This window comes from Vallitalea longa, from assembly GCF_027923465.1.
GTDB lineage: Bacteria > Bacillota > Clostridia > Lachnospirales > Vallitaleaceae > Vallitalea > Vallitalea longa.
Genome location: NZ_BRLB01000003.1, coordinates 153,245 through 176,320, shown reverse-complemented (window position 1 = coordinate 176,320; position 23,076 = coordinate 153,245). Strand labels below are relative to the sequence as shown.

Annotated in this window: 18 protein-coding genes; 5 read left to right on the top strand and 13 right to left on the bottom strand. The window is 31.0% G+C overall.

What is annotated here, in order from left to right; all coding sequences use genetic code 11:
• Positions 1–500 precede the first annotated feature (500 nt).
• Positions 501–1,649 carry a M50 family metallopeptidase gene (locus QMG30_RS08760; protein ID WP_281814656.1) on the bottom strand — a complete coding sequence of 383 codons (1,149 nt, stop codon included), beginning with the start codon at positions 1,647–1,649 and terminating at the stop codon, positions 501–503.
• A 173-nt stretch (positions 1,650–1,822) separates the two neighbouring features.
• Positions 1,823–2,845 carry a LacI family DNA-binding transcriptional regulator gene (locus tag QMG30_RS08755; RefSeq protein ID WP_281814839.1) on the bottom strand — a complete coding sequence of 341 codons (1,023 nt, stop codon included), beginning with the start codon at positions 2,843–2,845 and terminating at the stop codon, positions 1,823–1,825.
• A gap of 232 nt (positions 2,846–3,077) precedes the next feature.
• Here QMG30_RS08755 and QMG30_RS08750 point away from each other — a divergent pair, with 232 nt between their 5' ends.
• The 4 genes from QMG30_RS08750 (at position 3,078) to QMG30_RS08735 (ending at position 8,677) form a co-directional block, all read left to right on the top strand.
• A complete protein-coding gene (locus QMG30_RS08750; RefSeq protein WP_281814653.1) occupies positions 3,078–4,457 on the top strand; it encodes an ABC transporter substrate-binding protein in 1,380 nt (459 codons plus the stop codon).
• Between the two features lie 52 nt (positions 4,458–4,509).
• The gene (locus QMG30_RS08745; RefSeq protein WP_281814650.1) at positions 4,510–5,400 is read left to right on the top strand and encodes a carbohydrate ABC transporter permease; all 891 of its coding nucleotides are present in this window, start codon (positions 4,510–4,512) and stop codon (positions 5,398–5,400) included.
• Entirely contained in the window at positions 5,400–6,221 is an 822-nt protein-coding gene (locus QMG30_RS08740; RefSeq protein WP_281814647.1) for a carbohydrate ABC transporter permease, read from the top strand. Before QMG30_RS08745 ends, QMG30_RS08740 begins: the two co-directional genes overlap by 1 nt.
• 71 nt (positions 6,222–6,292) lie before the next feature.
• The gene (locus QMG30_RS08735; protein WP_281814644.1) at positions 6,293–8,677 is read left to right on the top strand and encodes a glycoside hydrolase family 31 protein; all 2,385 of its coding nucleotides are present in this window, start codon (positions 6,293–6,295) and stop codon (positions 8,675–8,677) included.
• Between the two features lie 120 nt (positions 8,678–8,797).
• Here QMG30_RS08735 and QMG30_RS08730 read toward each other — a convergent pair whose 3' ends face one another.
• The 11 genes from QMG30_RS08730 to QMG30_RS08680 all read right to left on the bottom strand — a co-directional run bounded on the left by QMG30_RS08730 (position 8,798) and on the right by QMG30_RS08680 (position 21,794).
• Complete coding sequence (locus QMG30_RS08730) at positions 8,798–9,217, bottom strand: PPC domain-containing DNA-binding protein (protein ID WP_281814641.1); 420 nt, start codon at positions 9,215–9,217, stop codon at positions 8,798–8,800.
• A gap of 66 nt (positions 9,218–9,283) precedes the next feature.
• A complete protein-coding gene (locus tag QMG30_RS08725; RefSeq protein WP_281814638.1) occupies positions 9,284–11,197 on the bottom strand; it encodes a cache domain-containing protein in 1,914 nt (637 codons plus the stop codon).
• Between the two features lie 392 nt (positions 11,198–11,589).
• Positions 11,590–12,207, bottom strand: coding sequence for a cyclodeaminase/cyclohydrolase family protein (locus tag QMG30_RS08720; RefSeq protein WP_281814635.1), 618 nt, complete (start codon positions 12,205–12,207; stop codon positions 11,590–11,592).
• Positions 12,208–12,251: 44 nt separating this feature from the next.
• The gene (gene hutI, locus QMG30_RS08715; protein ID WP_281814632.1) at positions 12,252–13,505 is read right to left on the bottom strand and encodes an imidazolonepropionase; all 1,254 of its coding nucleotides are present in this window, start codon (positions 13,503–13,505) and stop codon (positions 12,252–12,254) included.
• Positions 13,506–13,562: 57 nt separating this feature from the next.
• Entirely contained in the window at positions 13,563–14,462 is a 900-nt protein-coding gene (gene ftcD / locus QMG30_RS08710) for a glutamate formimidoyltransferase (RefSeq protein WP_281814629.1), read from the bottom strand.
• Positions 14,463–14,476: 14 nt separating this feature from the next.
• Positions 14,477–16,480 (bottom strand): urocanate hydratase, encoded by a 2,004-nt coding sequence (gene hutU / locus QMG30_RS08705; RefSeq protein WP_434784552.1) that lies wholly within the window; start codon positions 16,478–16,480, stop codon positions 14,477–14,479.
• Positions 16,481–16,536: 56 nt separating this feature from the next.
• Positions 16,537–18,063, bottom strand: a complete 1,527-nt coding sequence (gene hutH / locus QMG30_RS08700; RefSeq protein ID WP_281814623.1) for a histidine ammonia-lyase — start codon at positions 18,061–18,063, stop codon at positions 16,537–16,539.
• Positions 18,064–18,395: 332 nt separating this feature from the next.
• Entirely contained in the window at positions 18,396–19,154 is a 759-nt protein-coding gene (locus tag QMG30_RS08695; protein ID WP_281814620.1) for a glycerophosphodiester phosphodiesterase family protein, read from the bottom strand.
• 52 nt (positions 19,155–19,206) lie between these two features.
• Positions 19,207–19,968, bottom strand: a complete 762-nt coding sequence (locus QMG30_RS08690; protein ID WP_281814617.1) for a PHP domain-containing protein — start codon at positions 19,966–19,968, stop codon at positions 19,207–19,209.
• A 149-nt stretch (positions 19,969–20,117) separates the two neighbouring features.
• Positions 20,118–20,381: a hypothetical protein gene (locus tag QMG30_RS08685; RefSeq protein ID WP_281814614.1), complete on the bottom strand. Its 264-nt coding sequence runs from the start codon at positions 20,379–20,381 to the stop codon at positions 20,118–20,120.
• Between the two features lie 576 nt (positions 20,382–20,957).
• Positions 20,958–21,794, bottom strand: a complete 837-nt coding sequence (locus QMG30_RS08680) for an AraC family transcriptional regulator (protein WP_281814612.1) — start codon at positions 21,792–21,794, stop codon at positions 20,958–20,960.
• 119 nt (positions 21,795–21,913) lie between these two features.
• Here QMG30_RS08680 and QMG30_RS08675 point away from each other — a divergent pair, with 119 nt between their 5' ends.
• Positions 21,914–22,987 (top strand): uroporphyrinogen decarboxylase family protein, encoded by a 1,074-nt coding sequence (locus QMG30_RS08675; protein WP_281814610.1) that lies wholly within the window; start codon positions 21,914–21,916, stop codon positions 22,985–22,987.
• Positions 22,988–23,076: the final 89 nt, after the last annotated feature.

The window sequence follows — 23,076 nt, the reverse complement described above, 5'->3', positions numbered from 1 at the left end:
TAGATAGAGACCCCTATTTCTTGATATTCTTTTCCATAAATGATTAGACTTAAATAGTTTTTGATACATTATTCATCATGCCTTCCTTTTTTGATGAAAACACCTAAATTATTGCAATAATAGATATACTGTTTTCAAAAGTTGTTATGTTTTATTGGTAATTTTTAATGTAAAACATGATGTCTGCATTGATGATATTGTTAGTTTAACGTTAAATCTAATTATGTAAGTATAGTAACATCATTATACTTTGATGTCAAGAATTAATTCCAAAATTCTCTTAATTATTTGTGTTTTTTTCTACAATAGCATTGTAATTAAATATACTTTATGTAATAAAAACTTGGATTTTCACTAATTATAGTCTTTTACCTTTTATATATATAGACAATATAAATAAAACTAGTCCGAATGCAGATTATTAGCATCCAGACTAGTTTAATAATTAAATAAAAGGTATTATTTGTAGAATAATGATTTTTATTTCATCAATTTCTTTATTATATATTCTTGCTTTTTTGTTCCGCAATATCCATTAATTCTCGTTCCGCCTGAATTTCACTTGGATAGGGATAGGTTTTTGCACATTTTTCAAACTTCACTTTAATGCCTTCTGCTTTTACCAAATCCTTTTCAGATAGTAAGGCATATGAATATTCGGTCCGCAAAACAGAGGGAAATTTTTTCATTGACTTCATAAATTTTATCTGTTTTTTGGTAAATAGCTGTTTCAAAACATCCGATCGGTTTTCACCGATTAGTTCACAATAAGCACAGTCACAAACCATAAGTCTACGGTGAAGCCCTACAATAGCACTATCAATTTCAAGAAAATGAGTCATGAGTTTATATGCTTGAGCAAAACTTTGTGTATCAATCATACGGCTACAAGCAAATACACCCCTTACAGCAACCATGCTGTTTTTCATTTCCTCGTCTGACGGAGTAGTAAACCATTCATCAGGCATATCTTTAAGTCGTATCCCTTTTGTAAGTTGTTCATTTGCTTTCATTTGTACCCAAAAAGAACGTAGCGCATCACGGTTACGACTCAATGCGTATGCGTTATAGCCATCATTATCAATGATACCCATTCGCATGGGCACACCATTCATAATAGCAAGAACAAAACCAACAGCCACCATCATCAACATTACCGTAGAAAGAAATGGTATACTTTGAAAAACAAAGTACATACCGAGAAAAATAAGCCCTGTGATGATATTCATAAATGAACCACCAAGATTATAGAGCACAACAGGTATTTTCCCATCAACCAGCTGGGGAGGAGTCATAAGGCATTGTCCCCCTGTTCCAGCAAGAGTAAGTCTTTTAAATTTAATCTTATAATTTTCTTTAACCCACATAAAACTCATAATGCGGAAAGAACTAAAACTGTATCCGGTCATTAAACCAAATATCAGATGTCCTGCCTCATGAATGATTAAATGAATAAAGATGGAAATATACATTACAATTATTAAAGAGAAAAAGGTTAATAACTCTTCTCCAAGTGATATATCTTCTGCTGCGTTGGAATCTATATAATTTGCTATTAATAAACCACATATAGCACCGATGGCCATAAAAAGAACTATTCCAACGAACTTCGGCCATACAATCTTTTTCTTTTTTTGTTTTTTACCCATTTTTATTATCCTTTTCCTTATTACGACTTTTGACACACCACCACTTCTAAAATATTTTGTTGGTTGGTGTATATATAGGAAAGTTTATCACAGTAAAACAAAGCTTTCAAGTTGGTAATTTCAAACATTATGTTTGCCTTTTTTTGTACACAAGAAATAATCAACAATATTTATTACACTAATTTTTTAACTGAATCCCTTATAACAAGATCTGTTTGAATCTTTATATTTGGCTCTTTACTATAATTTTTTTCAATCATGTTAATTAAATTCTCTGCGGCTATATTCCCTTTTGCTATAATATCTTGATTTATGGTTGTAAGTTTTGGATTGGCATACCTAGATAAATATACATTATCAAAGCCTATTATTGACATATCATCAGGAATAATATATCCATTATCTTTTAACACTTCTACTATCTCTATAGCCAATATATCGGCACTGATACATATTCCTGTTTTATTTTTCGCAAAATCGAGGATTCTATTAACACACTCTTCATCATGAGCATCGAACTCTTCTATCTCTAGTACATCTTTTGAATAATCAAAAGGTATCCCTTTATTTTCCAATGCATCTTTGAACCCGTTTAATCTCATACTAATAACACTGGGGTAATCTATATGATAAGATATGAAACCTATTGATTCATGTCCCATTTTCAATAAATGGTTTGCAGCTTTGTATTCACCACCATAGTCATCCGAACCAATATTGATGTATTTGAGTTCTTCATAATAGGTATCTATAAAAACAACTGGAACATTTTTGAATTTTTCCAGCTTCGGTAGTTGATAACCTATAAGGCTAAGGATAATGAAACCGTCAACACTCCAATTTTGCATCAACTGATAAATATCTTCATATTTTTCAATTGATTTTATCATAAGATAATACTCCTTAGCACTTATGACCTTTTCTATACCTGTCAGAATCTGGGCATGAAATGGATTTTGCATAAATCCTTCTTTTGTTTTTGGAAATATCACTCCTATTATCTTAGAAGAATTGTTTGCAAGTGCCCTGGCATTTTTATTAGGTATATATCCTGATTCTTCTATTACTTTGTTTACTTTATCAATGGTTTTTTGTGAAACTTTATTATAATTTCCATTAATAACATTTGATACTGTTGTAGGTGTTACTCCAACAACTTTTGCGATATCTCTTATAGTCATATATTTTTCCTCAATTCTATATGTATTTTTTAATAGTAAACAATGACTATCATTTGTTAGTATTTAACAACATGTATAAAAATTATATAATAATTCTTGACAAAACTTAAGAATCAATGCTATACTATGCATATAGTTTACCGCTAAACCTTACATATGTCAAGAGAGCGGTTTATGTTTTAGTAATCGGTTTACCGTTAAACTCGAAATAACTCATAATAACATTAAATTACTTAAGGAGGATATCATGAAAAAAATATTTAGTGCAATTTTAGTATTTACTTTATTATTATCTTTAGTAGGTTGTTCTTCTGGAGAAAGTAAACCTTCTAAAAAATTAGAAACGGATACAACCAAAGAAAAGAATTTACCAGTACTTGGTGAAAATGTTAAGTTTGATCCTAATATCTTAATTAATAACGGTGAACCTAAAGAAGTAGAATTTTGGGTTTGGGATTCAGCAGAAATATTTCAATCTATAGTAGATGGTTTTGAAAAAATATATCCAAACATCAGCATCAAAATAGTATCTCATCCTTGGGGAGATTACTGGACTAAACTTCCTCTAGCTCTTCAAAACGGAGAAGGACCTGCACTATTTTGTGTTCACAACTCTCAACATGATAATTTAATCAACAATATGGAACCTTATGATATTGATATAAAAGATCTTACTGCTGATTTCACAGGAGCTGAAAATCACGTTATCGATGATAAAGTATATTACATTGATTATGGTATGATGACAGGTAGTATCTTCTATAATAAAGACATGTGGACAGAGGCAGGATTAACTGATGAAGATATTCCAGCAACATGGGATGAATTTATTGAAGTTGCCAAAAAGTTAACTAAGAAAGATTCAAAAGGAAATATTACTCAAGCAGGATTCAATTATAATTCTGATGTCAAGTCAATGATTATGGGACTTAATTATCAGAAAGGAGAACTTTTATTCAAAGAAGACGGAAAGACTCCAAACATCAACAATGATACAATGAAAGAAAATATGCAGTTCCTTCTTGATCTATACAATGTTCATGGCATAGGTTCAAAAGATTTTGGTGTTACAGATGCCGAAAGTTTTGGTCAAGGACAATCTGCAATGGTATACAAATGGGGATGGTACTATAATCAATTATCAAATGATTATCCTGATATCAACTTTGGTGTATTCAGAATACCTACACCTGATAAAGATGTACCTTTCGCTTACGACCGTTATAACGGTGAATCAACTATTGGTATAAGTTCAACTGTTGATGATGCTTCTAAAGAAATAGCACAAGCTTTTATTAGATATTTCATGTCTAATGATGAAGCATTAAAAGAGTTATGTATAAAATATTCAATCTTCCCATCTAAGAAAACACTAGCTGAAGATGCTGATATTTTATCTCATCCAGTACTTAAAACACTATCAACAACTGTGGATTATTTGATTTGGCCTGGTCCATTTCCTAGTACGATTGAAACAACTTTACAGCAATCATTTGAAGATATCATATATAATGATTCCAGTATAGAAGACTCACTGGAAAATGGTAATAACAAAATCAAAGCAGATATGGAAGGTGTGGATTTTTCATCTGTAGAAAGTCAATATAAACATATAGAAAATAAATAGAATATATTAGGGGCAACTACATGTTGCCCCCATTAAAGATAAGGAGAAAAAAATGGCTAAAACAAAGACGTTACGTAAAGAATCTATCTTCTCCCTAAAAAATATAGTTGTTACAGGATTAATAATATTCTATGCAGTATTTCTTGTTATACCTATAATAATGGCTTTTGTTGGTAGCTTTCACAAATGGAATCCTCTAAAAGGAGATTTCATTTATACTGGTTTCGAAAATTATACAAGAGTATTTACTAATGACCTCTTCTGGAGTAGTCTAAGTAATACACTTATATTTACTATTGTAGTTATATTTTTTAGAATAGTCATCGGACTAGGAATAGCATTGATTCTTTATTCTAGTATTGTAAAAGGTAAAACATTCTTTAGAGCCGCATTTTATATGCCAGTGGTCACACCACTTGTAGCGGTATCATTTGTATGGGTTTGGATGTACAATCCACAAATGGGATTAATCAATCAAATATTGGGTACTAATATAAATTGGTTACTGAATAAGGATACTGCCCTAGGTTCAGTAATTGCAATGACAATCTGGAAAGATTATGGTTATGCAGTAGTTTTATTTTTAGCTGGACTTTACGGACTACCAAAAGACTGTTATGAAGCTGCTGAAATTGATGGTGCTTCTGGGTTTAGTTTATTCAGATACATAACTTTACCTCTATTGAAACCTATGACATTATTTGTTGTAATTACCTCTATCATATCTTATTTACAGACTTATATACAGATACTCGTTATGACCGAAGGAGGTCCAGGTACATCAACTTACGTTACTTCATACTTGATATTCGATGAAGCTTTCGTAAAATATAATTTCGGTTATGCATCAGCAATATCATTTGTTATGTTTATAGTGATAGCTATATTTACTGTATTTGCATTCAAGATTACATCAGATAAAGAAAAAGGAGGGGCGAAATAATGAGCAAAAAAGCAAAATCACTAATATTACATTTTGTCCTTATAATTCTAGTAGTTATAACTATAATTCCGTTTTTATGGATGGTATTCTCATCCTTTAAAACCAATTCGGAAATTACTTCGATAACACCTACATTTTTACCGAAACTGTTTACCTTCAATAACTACGTGAATGTGCAGAAAAGCTTTAATTTTCTAAGACTCTTCGCTAACAGTTTATTTTTATCCGTTGCGATTACAGCTATTGTCATCTACACAAGTACAATATCAGGATTCGTATTCGCCAAATACAAATTCAGGGGTAAAAATCTACTGTTTGGTCTTGTGTTAGGTACTATGATGATACCTTGGTGTGTTACTATAATTCCAAGATACAGTATGATGTTGGATTTTAAATGGCTTGATAGTTATTTGGCAATTATTATACCTGCAGCCGTAAGTGGTTTCGGTATATTTATGATGAGACAGTCGATTTCAACTATACCTAATGAAATGTTGGAAGCGGCTAGAATAGATGGGGCTTCTGAATGGTTCATATTTCATAAAATAGTTTTTCCTTTATCCCAGAATGTTATATCAAGTATAGCGATATTCCAATTTCTCTGGTCTTGGGAAGATTATCTATGGCCTTATTTGATTATAAGCTCAGAAGAAAAACAAGTATTATCAGTTGGACTTAAAATGTTTAACGGCAGATATGGTACAGATTACGGCGGATTGTTTGCAGCAACAACTATATCCATCATACCTGTTCTTATTGTATACTTGATTTTCCAAAAAAGATTTATCGACGGTATAGCAGCATCTTCAGTTAAAGGATAAGAGTAAAAATCATTAAAGATTTCAATAAAATAGATAGTAGGGATTTTCCTATTACACTAGAAAGGAACAAAATGGAAAAATTACAAAAACATTTTAAAAACAATTATAATGGTACTTCTAAAAAAGAAGCTATAGTTCAAGGACAAAATTACAGATTTACTGTCCTGACTTCAAAACTCATAAGACTAGAATATTCTGAGAAAAATGAATTTGAAGATAGAACAACTCAATCAGTAGTAAATAGAGCCTTTCCATTAGTTGATTATAGAGTTATTGATGAAGACGATCATTTAGAAATTATAACTAATAACCTTCACTTATATTATAACAAAGGTATATTCAGTAAAAATAACCTATATATTGATGTTATAGGTCAATTCACTCATCATGGCAGCACATGGTATTATGGCGATAAGTGCAACACTTTGGGTGGTACCTGCAGAACTCTTGATAATATAGACGGTGATACGGTTCTTGAAGATGGAATATTGTCAAGAGATGGTTTTTCCTATTTCGATGATTCCAAATCACTGATTATCAAAGAAAACGGTTGGGTGGAACCAAGAGAAAAAGATGTTATTGATAATTACTTTTTTGGATACGGAAGAGATTACTTCCAATGTATGAAAGACTTTTTTGAATTATGTGGTCACACTCCTTTACTTCCTCGCTATGCTTTAGGTAACTGGTGGAGTAGATATTGGAAATATACCGAAGAGTCACTAAAGAACCTAATGACAAGATTCAGAGATGAAAATGTTCCATTTTCAGTATGTGTAATGGATATGGACTGGCACTTAGTAGATATTGATCCTAAATATGGAAGTAGCTGGACAGGATATACTTGGAATAAAGATTTCTTTCCTGATCCTGACAGAATGCTTAATTGGCTTCATGATGAAAACTATAAAGTAACACTTAATCTTCATCCTGCAAGTGGAGTCAGAGGTTTTGAAGATATGTATCAACCAATGGCTCAAGATCTTGGAGTTGATTACGAGAACGAAGATCCTATTCCTTTTAATATAACTGATTCCAGATTCATGGAAGCTTATTTCAAATATCTTCATCATCCTCTTGAAGAACAAGGTGTTGATTTTTGGTGGATTGATTGGCAACAAGGTGGTGTAACGGCAATAGAAGGTCTTGATCCATTATGGATGCTTAATCACTATCATTTTCTAGATATAAATAGAAATAACAAAAATGGATTAATATTCTCAAGATATGCTGGTATCGGAAGTCATAGATATCCAATTGGTTTTTCTGGTGATACGATAGTTTCATGGGATTCATATGCTTTTCAACCTTATTTTACTTCTACAGCTTCAAATATTGGTTTTTGTTGGTGGAGTCATGATATTGGTGGTCACATGTTTGGAAACAAAGATGGAGAGCTTACTGTAAGATGGGTTCAATTCGGTGTATTCAGTCCAATCAATAGATTACATAGTTCTTCCAATCCTTTTATGTCAAAAGAACCTTGGAATTATAATATGGAAGAAGAGAAGATAATAAAAAATTACTTAAGATTAAGGCATTCATTAGTACCTTATTTATATACTATGAATTATAAACTAGCTGATGAAGGTATTCCTTTTATAAGACCTATGTATTATCACTATCCTTTTATTGAAAACAGCTATGACATGAAAAATCAATATTTCTTTGGAAGTGAATTAATGGTTAGTGCCATAACAGAAAAAATTAATCCTATGACTAAATTAGCAAAGACTACAGTATGGCTTCCAGAAGGGAAATGGATTGATTTCTTTACAGGTAAGGTATATGACGGTAATAGAAAAATATTAATGTACAGAGGCTTAGAAAATCAAGTCGTTCTAGCTAAGGCTGGCGCTATAATACCAATGAATAGTGATACAAGTGATAATTCTATTGATAACCCTATTAATCTAGACATATTAGTTTTCCCTGGACAGAACAATTCATTTACCCTTTTTGAAGATAATGGTACTAAAACTGATTCTTCTAAGGCTATTACCAATATTACTACTACATTTGAATCAAGTGGTAAAATTGTAATTGATAAAGTAAAAGGTAATTCAGATTGTATACCTGCTAATAGAACCATAAGAATCATCTTAAGAGGTGTCAAGAAAACAAACAATATCTCTATTAATACTGATATAGGTAATACACCATACACTATAGATTATTGTGACAAAACCAACTCTCTAACAATAACGATTCTTGACTATAAAAAAGATTTGACATACACTATCAATCTACTCGATAATGATATTTTAGATGATAACAAAGACTATATAGAAAAAATATTTACCATTTTAAATAACGCAGAAATAGAATATGACTTAAAAGATCAAGTTTACTCAGAATGTCGTTGCACCACTGATAAGTTAAAATTATTAACTTCCATCAACACATACGATTTAGATAAAGACCTTGTTGGAGCAATCAGCGAAGTATTATTGTAGCCTAATGTCATCGATAAAATATTTCAATAAAAAAGAAAATAGAACATTGATATTTAATAAGAAAAGGCTGTCTTGTAATTATATCTAACATATTACAAGATAGCCTTTTATGTATATTAATTAAACTTCAAATAGATTAAGTCCTATTTCATCACTGAATTTCCTATCTACTTCTCCATCAATAACATCAACGATCATCTCACATGTAGCTGAGACAATAGCTGAATTAAGATGTCCACCAAACACTTGTTTAGCATGATTGGAAACATTAATATGTAAGTGCAGATAAACCTCTCCATCCATTGTAGAGATATTCCCTACAATACTTGTAATTTCATGATCACCTTTTAATGTTGAAGCGTTATATGATTTGTCCAAAGTATTAAAAATACCTAATGTAACCTCGCTAGCTGCACCAATAGCACTTACAGAACCTAAATTTATCTTTTCCTTCTTACATAGTTTTGCAAGTGAATCAACGATTTCTTCACCTCTGTCAAATCTTATTACATACTTGTTTCCGAATTTTTTATATTCCATTCACTCTCTCCTTTCATAGATTTATTACATAATAAATTTATTACTGCTAATTTTTATTATGCATATTTATATTTCAATTCTATCTCTGCCATTTTCCTTTGCTTTATATAATAATTTATCAACTTTTTTGATATAGTCTGATGCACTATTATGAACATCAGTTCTATTAATCTCTACTATACCAGCACTGAAAGATAATTTCAATTTCTTTTCTTCAAAAGTATGATTTTTAATAATATTTTTAATTCTATTTAAAATTACATATGCTGACTTTATGTTAGTTCCAGGAAAAACAATTATAAATTCTTCTCCACCATATCTTCCTATATAATCCATTTCTCTGATATTGTCTTTAATAGTGTTAGCAAGATATTTTAGAATTTCATCTCCGTATGTATGACCATATGTATCATTTATATTCTTAAACAAATCCAGATCTATCATAGCTATAGAAGCAGGCTTCTTATTCTCTTTTTGATCGTTAATAACTGATTTCACTTCATTTATTATAAATCTTCTATTATGGATACCTGTTAATTCATCAACAAGGGCTAATTCTTCTAATTTCTTCTCATAACTAATCCTTTTTGTCAAATCTCTGAGATAAGCAATATAATATTCTCTTTTTCTTATTTTGCCTAACTTAATATGTATCTCAACAGGAATTTCTTTACCTTTTCTATTGTCCAATACACTCTCTATATTAACATGTTTTTTAATACCCATTTTAGTAGAAATATCATCCCTAAAAATATCATTGACATTTATATCATTGATGTTTCTACGGGTTATGCCTATAAGTTCAAGACCTTTTCTATTAACATCAAGTACCTGTCCCATTGAATCAATAATCATTATACCGTCTACTGATAATTCAGTGATAGTAGAATAAAATTGAAACAGCAATAATATGAATATCAATAATCCAATAACTAATAACACCCGAAACAAATTACTCCTAATTTCATTTTTAAGATCAGATTCAAGTGCTAATATATTTTCTTCGATAACATTTTCATAAACACCTGTTCCTATAATCCAATCACATTTATCATATGTTCTGAAATATGATAATTTAGAAAACATACCATCAGCTTCTGGTTTAGTCCAATTATATTCAATATAGCCTTCTCCATTTCTATCTACATCAGTAATTATTTCATCATAGATACTAGAACCATCATCATCTTTTAAATTGCTTATATCTTTTCCAACATAATCTTTGTTTGAAAAAACTAAAGCCTTACCTTCCTTATTGGTCACATAAAAATAACCATCAATATCATATGTAAAACTTCTAATTCTTTCTAGCAGTTCTTTTTTTATGACTCCATCAATGTCCTTAGTATTTACACTCGAACCAATGATTACATTTAAAGGTTCCAGATATTTAACGAAAGATAGTTTATAATTATCATCATTGTTATCATCTAATATACAATTTATATTGTAAAACCCTTCTCCCTTTTCTTGCACCTGATCAATAATATTATTGAACTCACTATAGTTTTGGAATTCCAATATACCTAAATCTATATTACTAGAATTAGCTCTAGGTATAATCATCCTATCAGAATCCAACTCTACCAAAAAATAGCTAGTCAACGGATATGGTGTAACATTATCCAGTATACTAGATATCTTGTTTTTGACATCTTGTCTTGAATTTTTAGCATTAATATGTTCATTAGCGATAATATCGTATATTGTATATACTTGCTGTTTAATGTCCTCCATATATATTTCTTCTGATTTACTTATGTAATAATCCATATACCTACATATATTTTGTACTTCGTTTTTTATTATTCTTTTGTGGTATGAATAATATTGTTCTCTTATTTTTTTACTATCAGATTCATATCTGTTATAAGACATGGTCACAATAAAAATAGTTATAGCTAATGATATAATGATTATCAATAAGGATATAATTTCTCTTATATAAGATAAGGGTTTTACTCTTAAAAAGGTTCTCATTTTAATACCTCCAGTAAAATCAACTGTCAAGATTATGTCATAATATCTGTTTATCCCTATAATGTTACCTATTTTGTCAAAAATGCAAATCAATACTTTCATTATATAATTATTACCTATTTTATGCAAATATAATTTTTGTCAATGATTATACATGCAATTAATACCTCTCAGAATTTTTTACTAATCAAATGCAAATTACAACTCATTTTTTATATAAAACAACAACAAAAAAAATAGTCTCAGATATAGTAGAAGAATATATATACAAAATAGCTAATATTAAATCATTTATAGAATATCAACTCGATAAAATATTCTAACAAAAAGCTGATTTATACATGTATTCTCCTAATAAACTCCGAAACTATATTTAGAAAAATAATTAAATATTATAATTTTACTTTATCCAATATCTGTTTTTCCAAGTCAATTGTGTTTGATTGGATTTTGTTAACTTCATTATCTATTTTTTCCACATAAGCATTATCCTTTATTGAAGACAGATTTATCCTTACGTTATATATAGCTGACAATACAGCAGTTCGTGCCATCATTGCTGATACAGCTCCATCAGTTACAGCATTTTTATTTCCTTTCTCAACAACTTTTTCTGATAATTGTATAATACTAAAGGATTTTTTTGCAACTTCTAATGGTACAGATGCAGCATACTTCATTGCATTTTGAATTGTCATTTTTCTTACTACTTTTTGTTCCTCAGTATCTTTTGGTAATCTATATGCGTTCATGACTTTATTAAATGCTTCTGAATCGATATCAACATATTTCAACAGCTGTTCTCTTAGGTCATGAGCTTTCTTGGATATATCTGTCATTTCATCCATAACATCTTCATAATTTTTCTTTCCTATAGTTAAGTTCGCAACCATTTCAACTAATGCGGCAGCTGTTGCACCACTGCTGGCAGCTATGGATCCTCCACCGGGTACTGGATTATTCGATGCCGTAGCATCTAGGAATTCACCTAAACTTTTATCAACTAACATGATTTACTGACCTCCTCAATATTAATGATTTCGTAATTACATACCTATTGTTCGTATTTGTAATAAACTACTTGCCCATCTTTAATTACTGTTTCAACAGTACTAACTCCTATATGATAAGGAATGAATTTATATGAAGGGTATTCATGTATGACAATATCACCTTTCTTGTTAACATCAATACTTCCAATATAATCTGCCTTATCTAGAGCAGCAGCACCATTAATGGTTAGGGCTGTTATGGTTTCTTCTATAGTCATATTCATATAAAGAGTGGCTAATGCAATGATTAGTGGTATTGACTCGGTAAAACAACTTCCGGGATTGAAATCAGAGGCAAGTGCTACAGCTAAATTATTATCGATCATATATCTAGCTCTCGCGAAATCTTCTCTCAAACTAAATGCCGTACCAGGCAAAAGAGTAGCCACCACATTATTCTCTGCCATTTCTTTTATCCCTTCATCAGAAGCCATAAGTAGATGATCTGCAGAAACAGCTTTCAGTTTAGCAGCCAAACCAGCTCCTCCTAGATCATATATCTCATCTGCATGCATTTTTAATTTCAACCCTTGTTCTTTTGCTGCTAATAATAATTTCTCGGATTGTTCTATAGAAAAAACTCCTTTTTCACAAAAAACATCACAAAATTCTGCCAATCCTTTATCTACTACATAAGGTAATACTTCATCAATCATCAAGTCAATAAATTTATCTTCCTTGCCTCTATAATCCTTTGGTACAGCATGTGCTCCAAGAAAAGTGGGTACTACATCAATCTTATGCCTAAGATTGAGTTTTCTCATGACTTCCAACTGCTTAATCTCAGTTTCATAATCCAAGCCATAACCACTCTTTCCTTCAACGGTAGTGACTCCAAAAGTAAGCATGGAATCTAGCCTTTTCATACCTATTCTTATTAAATATTCTTTGGTTTCTTCTTTTGTTTTAGTTACAGTATTTACTATTCCTCCACCCTTCTGCATTATTTCCATGTAATTGTCACCCTTCAGCCGCCATGAATATTCCTCTTCACGATAGCCCCCAAATACAAAATGGGTGTGTGAATCAATAAATCCCGGTAGGACTGTCTTACCAGTTGCATCAATGACCTCTGCAACTTTTTCATATTGTCTAGGTATGTCAGGTGTTCTTCCAACCCATTTTATTATTCCCTCTTGAATAACAACAGCACCATTTTCTATTATACCTAGATTATTCATATCTTTTCCTTTTTTTGCCGTAAATCCACTGCATGTTACTAGCTGACTAGCATTTTTGATAATCATTCTTTTCATACCTAATCCCCTTTACTAACTACTAACTCTATTACTAGAAACATGTTTACGCTTTACTTATTCCATTAAATTTGTTTCTATAACTTTATCCATTGAAAAGCCATATAATCCTAAGTAATATGAAGCTGTATCAACTAAAGCTTCCATAGGAACCAATCCAACGATTTCACTTCCGAGAACGTTAACACCATATCTCTTCGCTTCCATCTTAACTGTTTCGAATACACGATAAATAGAAGTTTTGGTATAGTTAGTTATATTCATAGTAACTTGAGTTATACCTCTTTCCTCTACTTTAACACCACCTGCTTTAATATACCTGAATCCTCCGCTAGAGTGTCTTATACATTTAGATATCTTGTTGGCGATATCAATATTTTGAGTGTCCAAGTCAATATTGTAAGCTACTAAAGGCATTCTAGCACCTACTGCTGTAGCTCCTGCAGTTTTATGTATCTCAGCCTTTCCAAAATCCGGTTTCCACTCTTGTTGCTTGATCTTGTCTTTCATCCCCTCGAATTGACCTTTTCTGATCTTAGCTAGATTAACTCTATTTGGTGTTACAGCTGCATCTTCATATAAGAATACTGGAATATCATATTTATCAGCAAGCTCTTTCCCAGTTTCATTAGCTAGTTTCACGCATTCATCTGTTGTCATATTTTTAATTGGGATGAATGGAATAACATCTGTAGCACCCATTCTTGAATGTTGTCCTTCATGGTGATTAAGATCAATAAGTTCAGTTGCTACACCAACAGCCTCGATAACTGCGTTTTTTACAGCTTCAGGCTCACCCATAACAGTAACAACTACTCTATTGTAATCTTTATCAGCTTCATAATTTAATAATTTCACATCTTCTTTACCACGAAGTGGTTCTACTATTTTTTCGATTTTATCTAAATCTCTTCCTTCGCTGAAATTAGGTACACACTCAACAATCTTGTTTTGCATAACTTTCCTCCTTATTAACTGTAAGCTTTCTCAACTTCTTCTTTAACAATCTTATCATCAGCAATAAATGGTAGTGTAATATGATCTAGTCCTTTCATGATATCGTTATATTCTATACATGTCTCAACTGCATTTTCGCATCTCGCCCAAGCTCGTCTTGCAACACCTCCCATAACATCCCATAGAATAGCGTTTTTAAGAATTTCATCTACTCGTCTGCTGCCATCAAGTACCATACCGAATCCACCGTTTATGGCTTTACTTATTCCGACGCCTCCGCCATTGTGTAGAGTCACTAAACTCATTCCTCTTGCACTGTTGCCTACAAATATATGAGTGGAAACATCAGCCATAATGTTGCTACCATCTTTTATATTGGAAGTTTCTCTAAATGGTGAGTCTGTTCCTCCCGTATCATGATGGTCACGTCCAAGCATTATAGGACCGACTTCACCGTTTCTAACTAATTCATTGAATTTGAGAGCTATCTTTAATCTTCCAAAAGCATCTTGATACAATATCCTAGCCTTAGTTCCTACGACTAATTTGTTTTCTTCTGCATTTTTTATCCAATTATAGTTATCTCTATCTTGATATCTTCTAGAAGGATCAATACAATCCATAGCAGCTTTATCAGTTTTTATTAGATCTTCTTCTTTTCTACTTAAGCAAACCCATCTAAATGGTCCATATCCAAAATCAAATAATTGTGGTCCAAGTATGTCTTCAACATATGATGGCCATATGAATCCATCTTTGTCATTTCTTCCGTTTTTAGAAATTTCTATTATTCCCGAATCGTATATCGCTTTCATGAAGGAATTGCCATAGTCGAAGAAATAAGTTCCGTTCTCCACTAGTTCCTTGATTATTTCAAAATGTTTTTTAAGAGATTTATCAACTAAACCTTTGAATTTCTTTTTATCGTTCTCCAACATTTCGGTTCTTTCTTCAAAAGTAATACCTTGTGGACAATATCCACCGTTATATACTTCGTGACAAGATGTTTGGTCTGATAACAAATCAATATGTATATCTTCTTCAACTGCGTATTGTAATAAATCAACAATATTACCATGATAAGCTATTGCAAAAGGTTTATTATTTTCTTTGCATATCTTGGCTAACAAGAAAGCTTCTTTTGGAGTATTAGTGATTTCACTTATCCAACCTTGGTCATATCTAGTTTTGATACGTGAATAATCCACCTCAGCTATAATACCAACCCCACCTGATATTACTATTGCTTTTCCTTGTGCTCCACTCATACCTCCAAGTCCTGAAGAAACGAATAACTTACCTGCCAGGTCCTCATCTTCATCAATATTGAGTTTTAATCTCCCTGCATTGAGAAGAGTACTGTATGTACCATGAACAATCCCTTGAGGACCAATATACATCCATCCACCCGCTGTCATCTGTCCGTAATTAGCAACTCCCAATGCTGCAGCTCTATTGAAGTTTTCATAATCATCAAATGCTCCAACCATAAGTCCATTGGTTATTATTACTCTTGGTGCCTCTAATTTGGAATGGAATAGTCCAAGTGGATGACCTGAAGCTACAACTAAAGTTTGGTCTGTGGTCAATTCTTGTAGATATTTCTTAACTAATCTATATTGCATCCAATTCTGAAACACGCTTCCCGATTCACCATAAGTAACTAGTTCATATGGATATAGAGCTATATCAAAATCCAGATTATTATCTATCATAACTTGAAATGCTTTACCTTCTGTACATTTTCCTTCATATTCATCTATAGGTTTTCCTGTTATCTTACCTTCTGGACGGAATCTATAACCATATATTCTTCCTTTTGTCAATAATTCTTGTAAAAATTCTGGTGCCAATTCCTTGTGATATTCTTCTGGTATATATCTCAATGCATTCTTAAGGGCTAGTTCTGTCTCTTCTTTTGTTAATGTAAACTCTCTTTTAGGAGCTCTCCTTACTCCTTCTTGAAATTCTGGATATTCTGGCAAACCACCTTCAAAGTCTAATTTAATGTCCATCATATTAAATATTTCTTGATTACTTAACACAAAAGCCATCCCCTTAAAATAATTTATTTTTACAATAATTCTCCAATACTTGATTCTATTTGATTAATCATTTTATTACTAGTAACTAAGTTAATGATTTTCTCGATATCAACATACATGATTCTATCTTCTGATAACTTATCTACTTCTTCTCTTACCATTTCATAGGCAATTCTTGTACCTTTTCCAAGTCTTCTGTCTTCTCTGAATTCTAAACCTTGTGCAGCAGTCAATAGCTCAATTGCTATAACCCTAGTTGTGTTATACAGAATATCTCTAGCTTTTCTTGCTGCTATAGATCCCATACTTACATGATCTTCTTGATTGGCTGATGAAGGTATTGAATCAACACTAGCCGGATGAGCTAACACTTTGTTTTCCGAAACTAGTGATGCTGCTGTATATTGAGCAATCATGAAACCTGAGTTCAATCCACCATGTTCTGTTAAGAATCCTGGTAATCCACTAAGAGCTGGATTGACCAATCTTTCGATTCTTCTTTCTGCTGAGTTAGCTAATTCTGCTAAAGCTATACCTAGAAAATCAAATGCTAGAGCCATAGGTTGACCATGGAAATTACCACATGATATCACTTCATCTTCGTCAGAGAATATTAATGGATTATCTGTTGCTGCATTTATTTCTTTGTTTACTTTATCTAATACATAGTTTATAGCATCCTTACTTGCTCCATGTATCTGTGGAACGCATCGTAATGAATATGGATCTTGTACTTTTATTTCACCTTGTCTTGTTGTAAGATTACTTCCTTCCAAAATCTTCAACATATTTTTAGAACATTTCATCTGACCTATATGATTTCTTAATAGGTGTACTTTTTCATCAAAAACATCCGTAATACCACGTAAGGCTTCAAAAGTAAGTGATGCTGATACATCTGATAATTTGGCAAGTTTGATTGCATCATATGTAGCTAATGCTCCTACTGCTGTAAGAACTTGAGTTCCATTTATTAATGCCAGACCTTCTTTTGCACTTAGGGTAATAGGTTTAATATCAGCCTTATCCATTGCTTCCTTACCACTTAACAACTCACCTTTATAATAAGCTTCCCCTTCACCCAACATGACTAATACCATATGAGCTAGAGGCGCTAAATCACCACTTGAACCTAGTGAACCTTTTTCCGGAATAGCTGGATGAACTTGTTTGTTAATCATTTCAACTAATGTATTCAACGTTGATAACCTTATACCAGAATAACCTTTCGTTAAAGCATTAACTCTAAGAAGCATAATTGCTCTTACTGTTTCTACTGGAAAATGATTACCAACACCGCAAGCATGACTTTTGATTAAACTAGATTGAAGAGTCTCAACCTGATCTTTAGAGATAACTACATTACTAAATTTACCAAATCCAGTAGTTATGCCATAAACAATTTTTTCTTTTTCAACTATCTTATCAACATATTTTCTGGATTTATTAACTTTTTGAATCGCTTCCTGTGAAATTTCGACTTCGCAATAACCTCTTGCTACCTTCACTAGTTCTTCTAGAGTTAAATTATTACCGTCAACATAAATAGTATTCAATAAAAACACCCCACTTATTTTTTGTATATTGTTTAGTAACAGAAAAAAATTTCTTCTACATTGTAACTATAAGTAATCAACATAAGCAAATAACTTATAGCCTATATAAATTGTAAACCATCCAATAAATATAATCAATATATTTTGAAATTTATATTATAAGTTAGAGTTTTACCACGATAAAGAGGTGATTGAGTAATATTTATACGAATATTCTAAATAAGTCAACATCTTATTTATAATTAAATAGGTATACCAGTTAGTAACTTTTATTAATCATAAAACCCTTTCAAGCTAAGTTTATAAGCCCATTGTGAAATTAACATAATTTTCTATAATGTATTATTTTTCACTAAACTTTTTTTCATAGGATTAAAATTTTCAAACACTACATTTTTGCATACTCCTAATGCATTTTCATATTCTATCTCATTCTTTGCAGTCCAACCGAATAGAAATTTACCTTTAAGTTTTAATATCTTAATTGGTAATCGGTCCAAATAATCAATATCATAATTAACGAAATCAGGTTTACTTAAGCAATTCAACAACAAATTCCTTAAAGCAATTTTAGTGATTAATGATACCTTCTCATGTTTGAAGTATCCAGCTAACTGTCCTCTAACAATGTGTGGTGCATTTTTATGAAACCATTCCATCGATAAAGGATTAAAAGACTGTACTACAAATCTGCCTTTATACTTTTTCAACATATCATAAGCCTTTTCTTCTAACGCTCCTGCTTTCCCTCTATTTTTCAGTTCAACCATAATTCCTACTTTTCCATCAACTTCATTTAATACATCCTGAAACAGTGGAATCTTCTCTTGAGTATTCATTAGCTTAATATTTCTAATATCTTCATATGTGCATTTTTCGATATCTTTATCTATCTCTGTTACTCTTTTTAGATTGTCATCGTGAAAAACGACTATTTCTCCATCCAATAACAGATGTATGTCCAATTCGATAGAAAAACCGTAGTCGATAGCTCTTCTAAAAGCTCCTATAGAATTTTCAGGGTATTTGTCATTGTGATATCCTCTATGTGCAATTTTATCTTCAGCTAACCATTTCATTCTCTTTTCCATAATATTCCTTCTTCCTTTTCTCAATAATTTATTCTAATTTTTATTCAACAAATTATATTTCATAAGATTTACCCATTGCAACCCTATCAAATTCACCTTCCCAGTTTCCTGTTAATTTTCGATAAAATTCCCTATCCTTACCTTCTTTAATTAATTTTCTTATTATTTCTTCTTTCTTTCTGACTTCTTCATTAAACATCTTGATTCTATAAATACTTGATGAATATTTATATTTTCCTGTTTTTAGAATCTCTACTAATTCAGCATTATCTTTTGGAGTATAATTTAATTCATTGTAATAAATTCCTACATGCCTAGAATCATGTCCATCAGAATTATTTATCAATCTTGTTTTTAATTTTTTTGCTAATTTTTTAATGTTTTGCTCATCATCTTTGCCTATATTGGTTGAGTGTATTTCTATAGCATCTGGTATATAATTCTCTATATCTACATTTACATGATCTTTATATCTATAGGGATGTGCTAATGCAATGAATCCACTATTTTTTTTAACATATGTATATAGTTCCTCATATGACCAATTTTTTTCTTCTAATATACTATCGTTAATACCAATAACTAAAATATCTTCGCCTTTATCTTTTATAGTAATCTCTATTCCACTATATATCCTAAATGGGCTGTATTTCTTGTTCAAATCAGCTATATGCTCTTCAGAAGATATTTTATTATGGTCTGTAAAAACCAGACCATCTAACCCAAACCTTATTGCAGATTCAATATGTTCTTTCTCACTGGCTATACTACAAGCTGAACGTTCCTTGGCATGTACATGTAAATCTATTTTCATTTTTATCGTCCTTTCAGTATTTAAAACTTATATAAAAAGGTTTATTATACTCTATAACTATTATTATACTAAAATAAGAACTAAATATATACCAAAAAGTATATCTAGTTCTCATTTTTCAATTTAAATATTATATTATTTTTATTTTATTATCTAATATAATTGCACATACAATGTTCAATCATTTTTTCATCTTTAGTCCTTATGGCTTTTCTGATTCTAGATGTATTCATATGTCTTTTATTTTTTTTATCTTCGAGCTTGTAACTTTTATTCACAGTTAAATTGACTTTAAATGTTCCAATATTCATTGCCATACTTATAACCGACATTCGTAATCCCTCCTTGATGTCATTTCCACGATCTGTATCATTTATATTACTGATTCCTTGTATTATTGATAAGTCACTCATAATATCAACTCCAGTCATTTTTTATATTTTTTAAATTATTTTTCTACATTTTTCTCTAATGTTATTCTAATCAATTTCTAATCCTAATGTTCTGTTTATTGTAATCATACGTATTCCTCCCATAAACATTTAACCTTTGCTATTTCTAGTTAAAATTTCATCACCATCATATTTATTAACCTCCTTCATCTTAAGATTTATATGTAATCCTAATAAGGTTACAAACAATATAAAAAGCCATAGGCGTAGTCTACCCATGGCTTTATCGTTTATTTGTACATAAGCATAAAAAAACCATAGGGCATATACATGACCTATGGCTATATCTATCTACAATAATTTATATTATTATCTATACAATCTCAAAGAGTTTAAGTCGTGTATAACGTTACTAAAATATGAAGTTTTTTTGATGTTCATTATTATTTTATTTAACATTTGTACATAAACTCCTTTTGTATTTTTTTCTTTCATGTTCATCAATATCTTAACCGATAACTATTATATACTATTAACTGGTAAATTGCAACCTTTATTTGGAATGTAATATTTTTGTAACATTTCTCAAGAATATAATCAACTAACTTCACTTCTAAATTTTTTTGGTGACATGCCAACTATTTTTTTGAATTGATTAGAAAATGCATATTGATCGTAGAATCCCAACATCTCAGCTATTTGTGATATTGTAAGATTTGGGTTGTGTAACATGCTCTGAGCTTCATTTATGCGTTTTATTATTAAGTATTTATGTGGAGAGACTCCTATTCTTTTCTTAAAAATTTTCCTTAACTTTTCATAACTCATATTATATTTCTTAGCCTCTTCTTTTATATCTATCATCTTATCAAACCCATGACTCAATGTATCACATAACATATTAATACTGCTATCTTCTTCACTAAATAAATCTAGCTGCTCATAAAAAGAATTAATTGATATCAAAAAACTTTGAACCTTGATAAATAATTCCTTTATATCTTTTTCTTTTGCTTCTTTGAAACTTGTCAACAACTTAATACATTGATTAAGGATTATAGGACTCGGTTTAATTTTAAAAACCGGCTCAACTGTATTAATAATACCTATCTGCCCTAATATATTATATATTGATGGTCCCATACATACATAAAACTCCAACCAAGGTTCCGATCCATCTACAACTGTCGTATGTTTTATATTCGGTCTACGCTGAACGAAATAACCAGGTTCCAATTCTATTATTTGTCCATCTTCACTAATATATTTGCCTTTACCACTTAGGACTATAAGTCCACCGTAGTATATGAAATTATGTAATCTTCTTTCTGTTTTTTTTGTTAGAAACCCACATGATATTATTCCCTCAATAGATTTTTGATTAATATGATAATAACAAGTATCCGTCTTAAAAAGTTCCTCTGGAATATACACCCAACCATCTCCATACCATTTTTTACATTATTTTTACCACTAATATCATTTTTTCTTATTATAATAAAATTTATACTAATATATATATTACCATATAATACATACAAGGAGGTATTATAATGACCAAAAAAGATAATTTGATCTCATTGATCCAAAGGAAAGGTTATGAGGAAGCACCTGTTTTTTTCAACTTATGTCCATCTTTAGTAAAAAAATATGAAGAGAAAACAAAATCTAATATACCTTATCAAGAATATTTTGATATGTCTTGGAGAGATATCGAAGATAGGAAACTCATCAATCATGATACAGAAAAATATCGTTCCTACTATAACTTTCCATTAAAAGAAGGAACTACTATTGATGATTGGGGAGTTGCTCATGAACCAGGTAGTGAAGCAGCTATGCATATGACTTATATGCGTCATCCTATGAAAGACCTGACAACTATGGAAGAACTTGAATCATATCCATTTCCTGATTTTGCGAATGCTGATTCATCCCATCAAAGATCACAATGTGATGCTTATCACTCAATGGGATTAGCCGCTATGGGAAATATGCAATGTACCATTTGGGAATTATCTTGGTATTTACGCAGCATGGAACAATTGATGATGGATATGATTGCTGATCCTGATAAAGCAGCATTTATCCTTGACCGTGTAACCGAATTATCAATTATAAGAGCAATATCATTCGTTGAAGCTGGTGCAGATATACTTTTCTTTGGGGATGATGTAGGTATGCAAAATAGTATAATGCTCAGCGAAGATATGTATGTAAATTGGCTAAAACCCAGACTAAAAAAAATTATAGATACCGTTAAGAAAATTAATCCCGATATAATAATTTTCTACCACAGCTGCGGTTTCATAACACCTTTTATACCACATCTTATAGACGCAGGTGTAGATGTGCTCAATCCAATTCAACCAGAATGTATGGCTTTTGATGAAATCCATAAAAAATATAGCGACCAGATATCTTTTTTTGGAACTATAGGTACTCAGACAACAATGCCATTTGGAACACCCAAAGAGATTAAAGACGAAGTAATCAAAAATTTAACTTTAGCAGGGAAAAAAGGTGGATTAATTTGTGCTCCAACACATTTATTAGAACCAGAAGTACCTTGGGAAAATATACTTGCTTACGTGGAAGCTTGTAGAAATTTCAAACCAACCAAATAATCACTTCTAATTTATTTACAATATAATCACTTCTAATATTTAATACATCAAAACAAAAGAAGTTATTAAATTATATACTCAAGATTTAA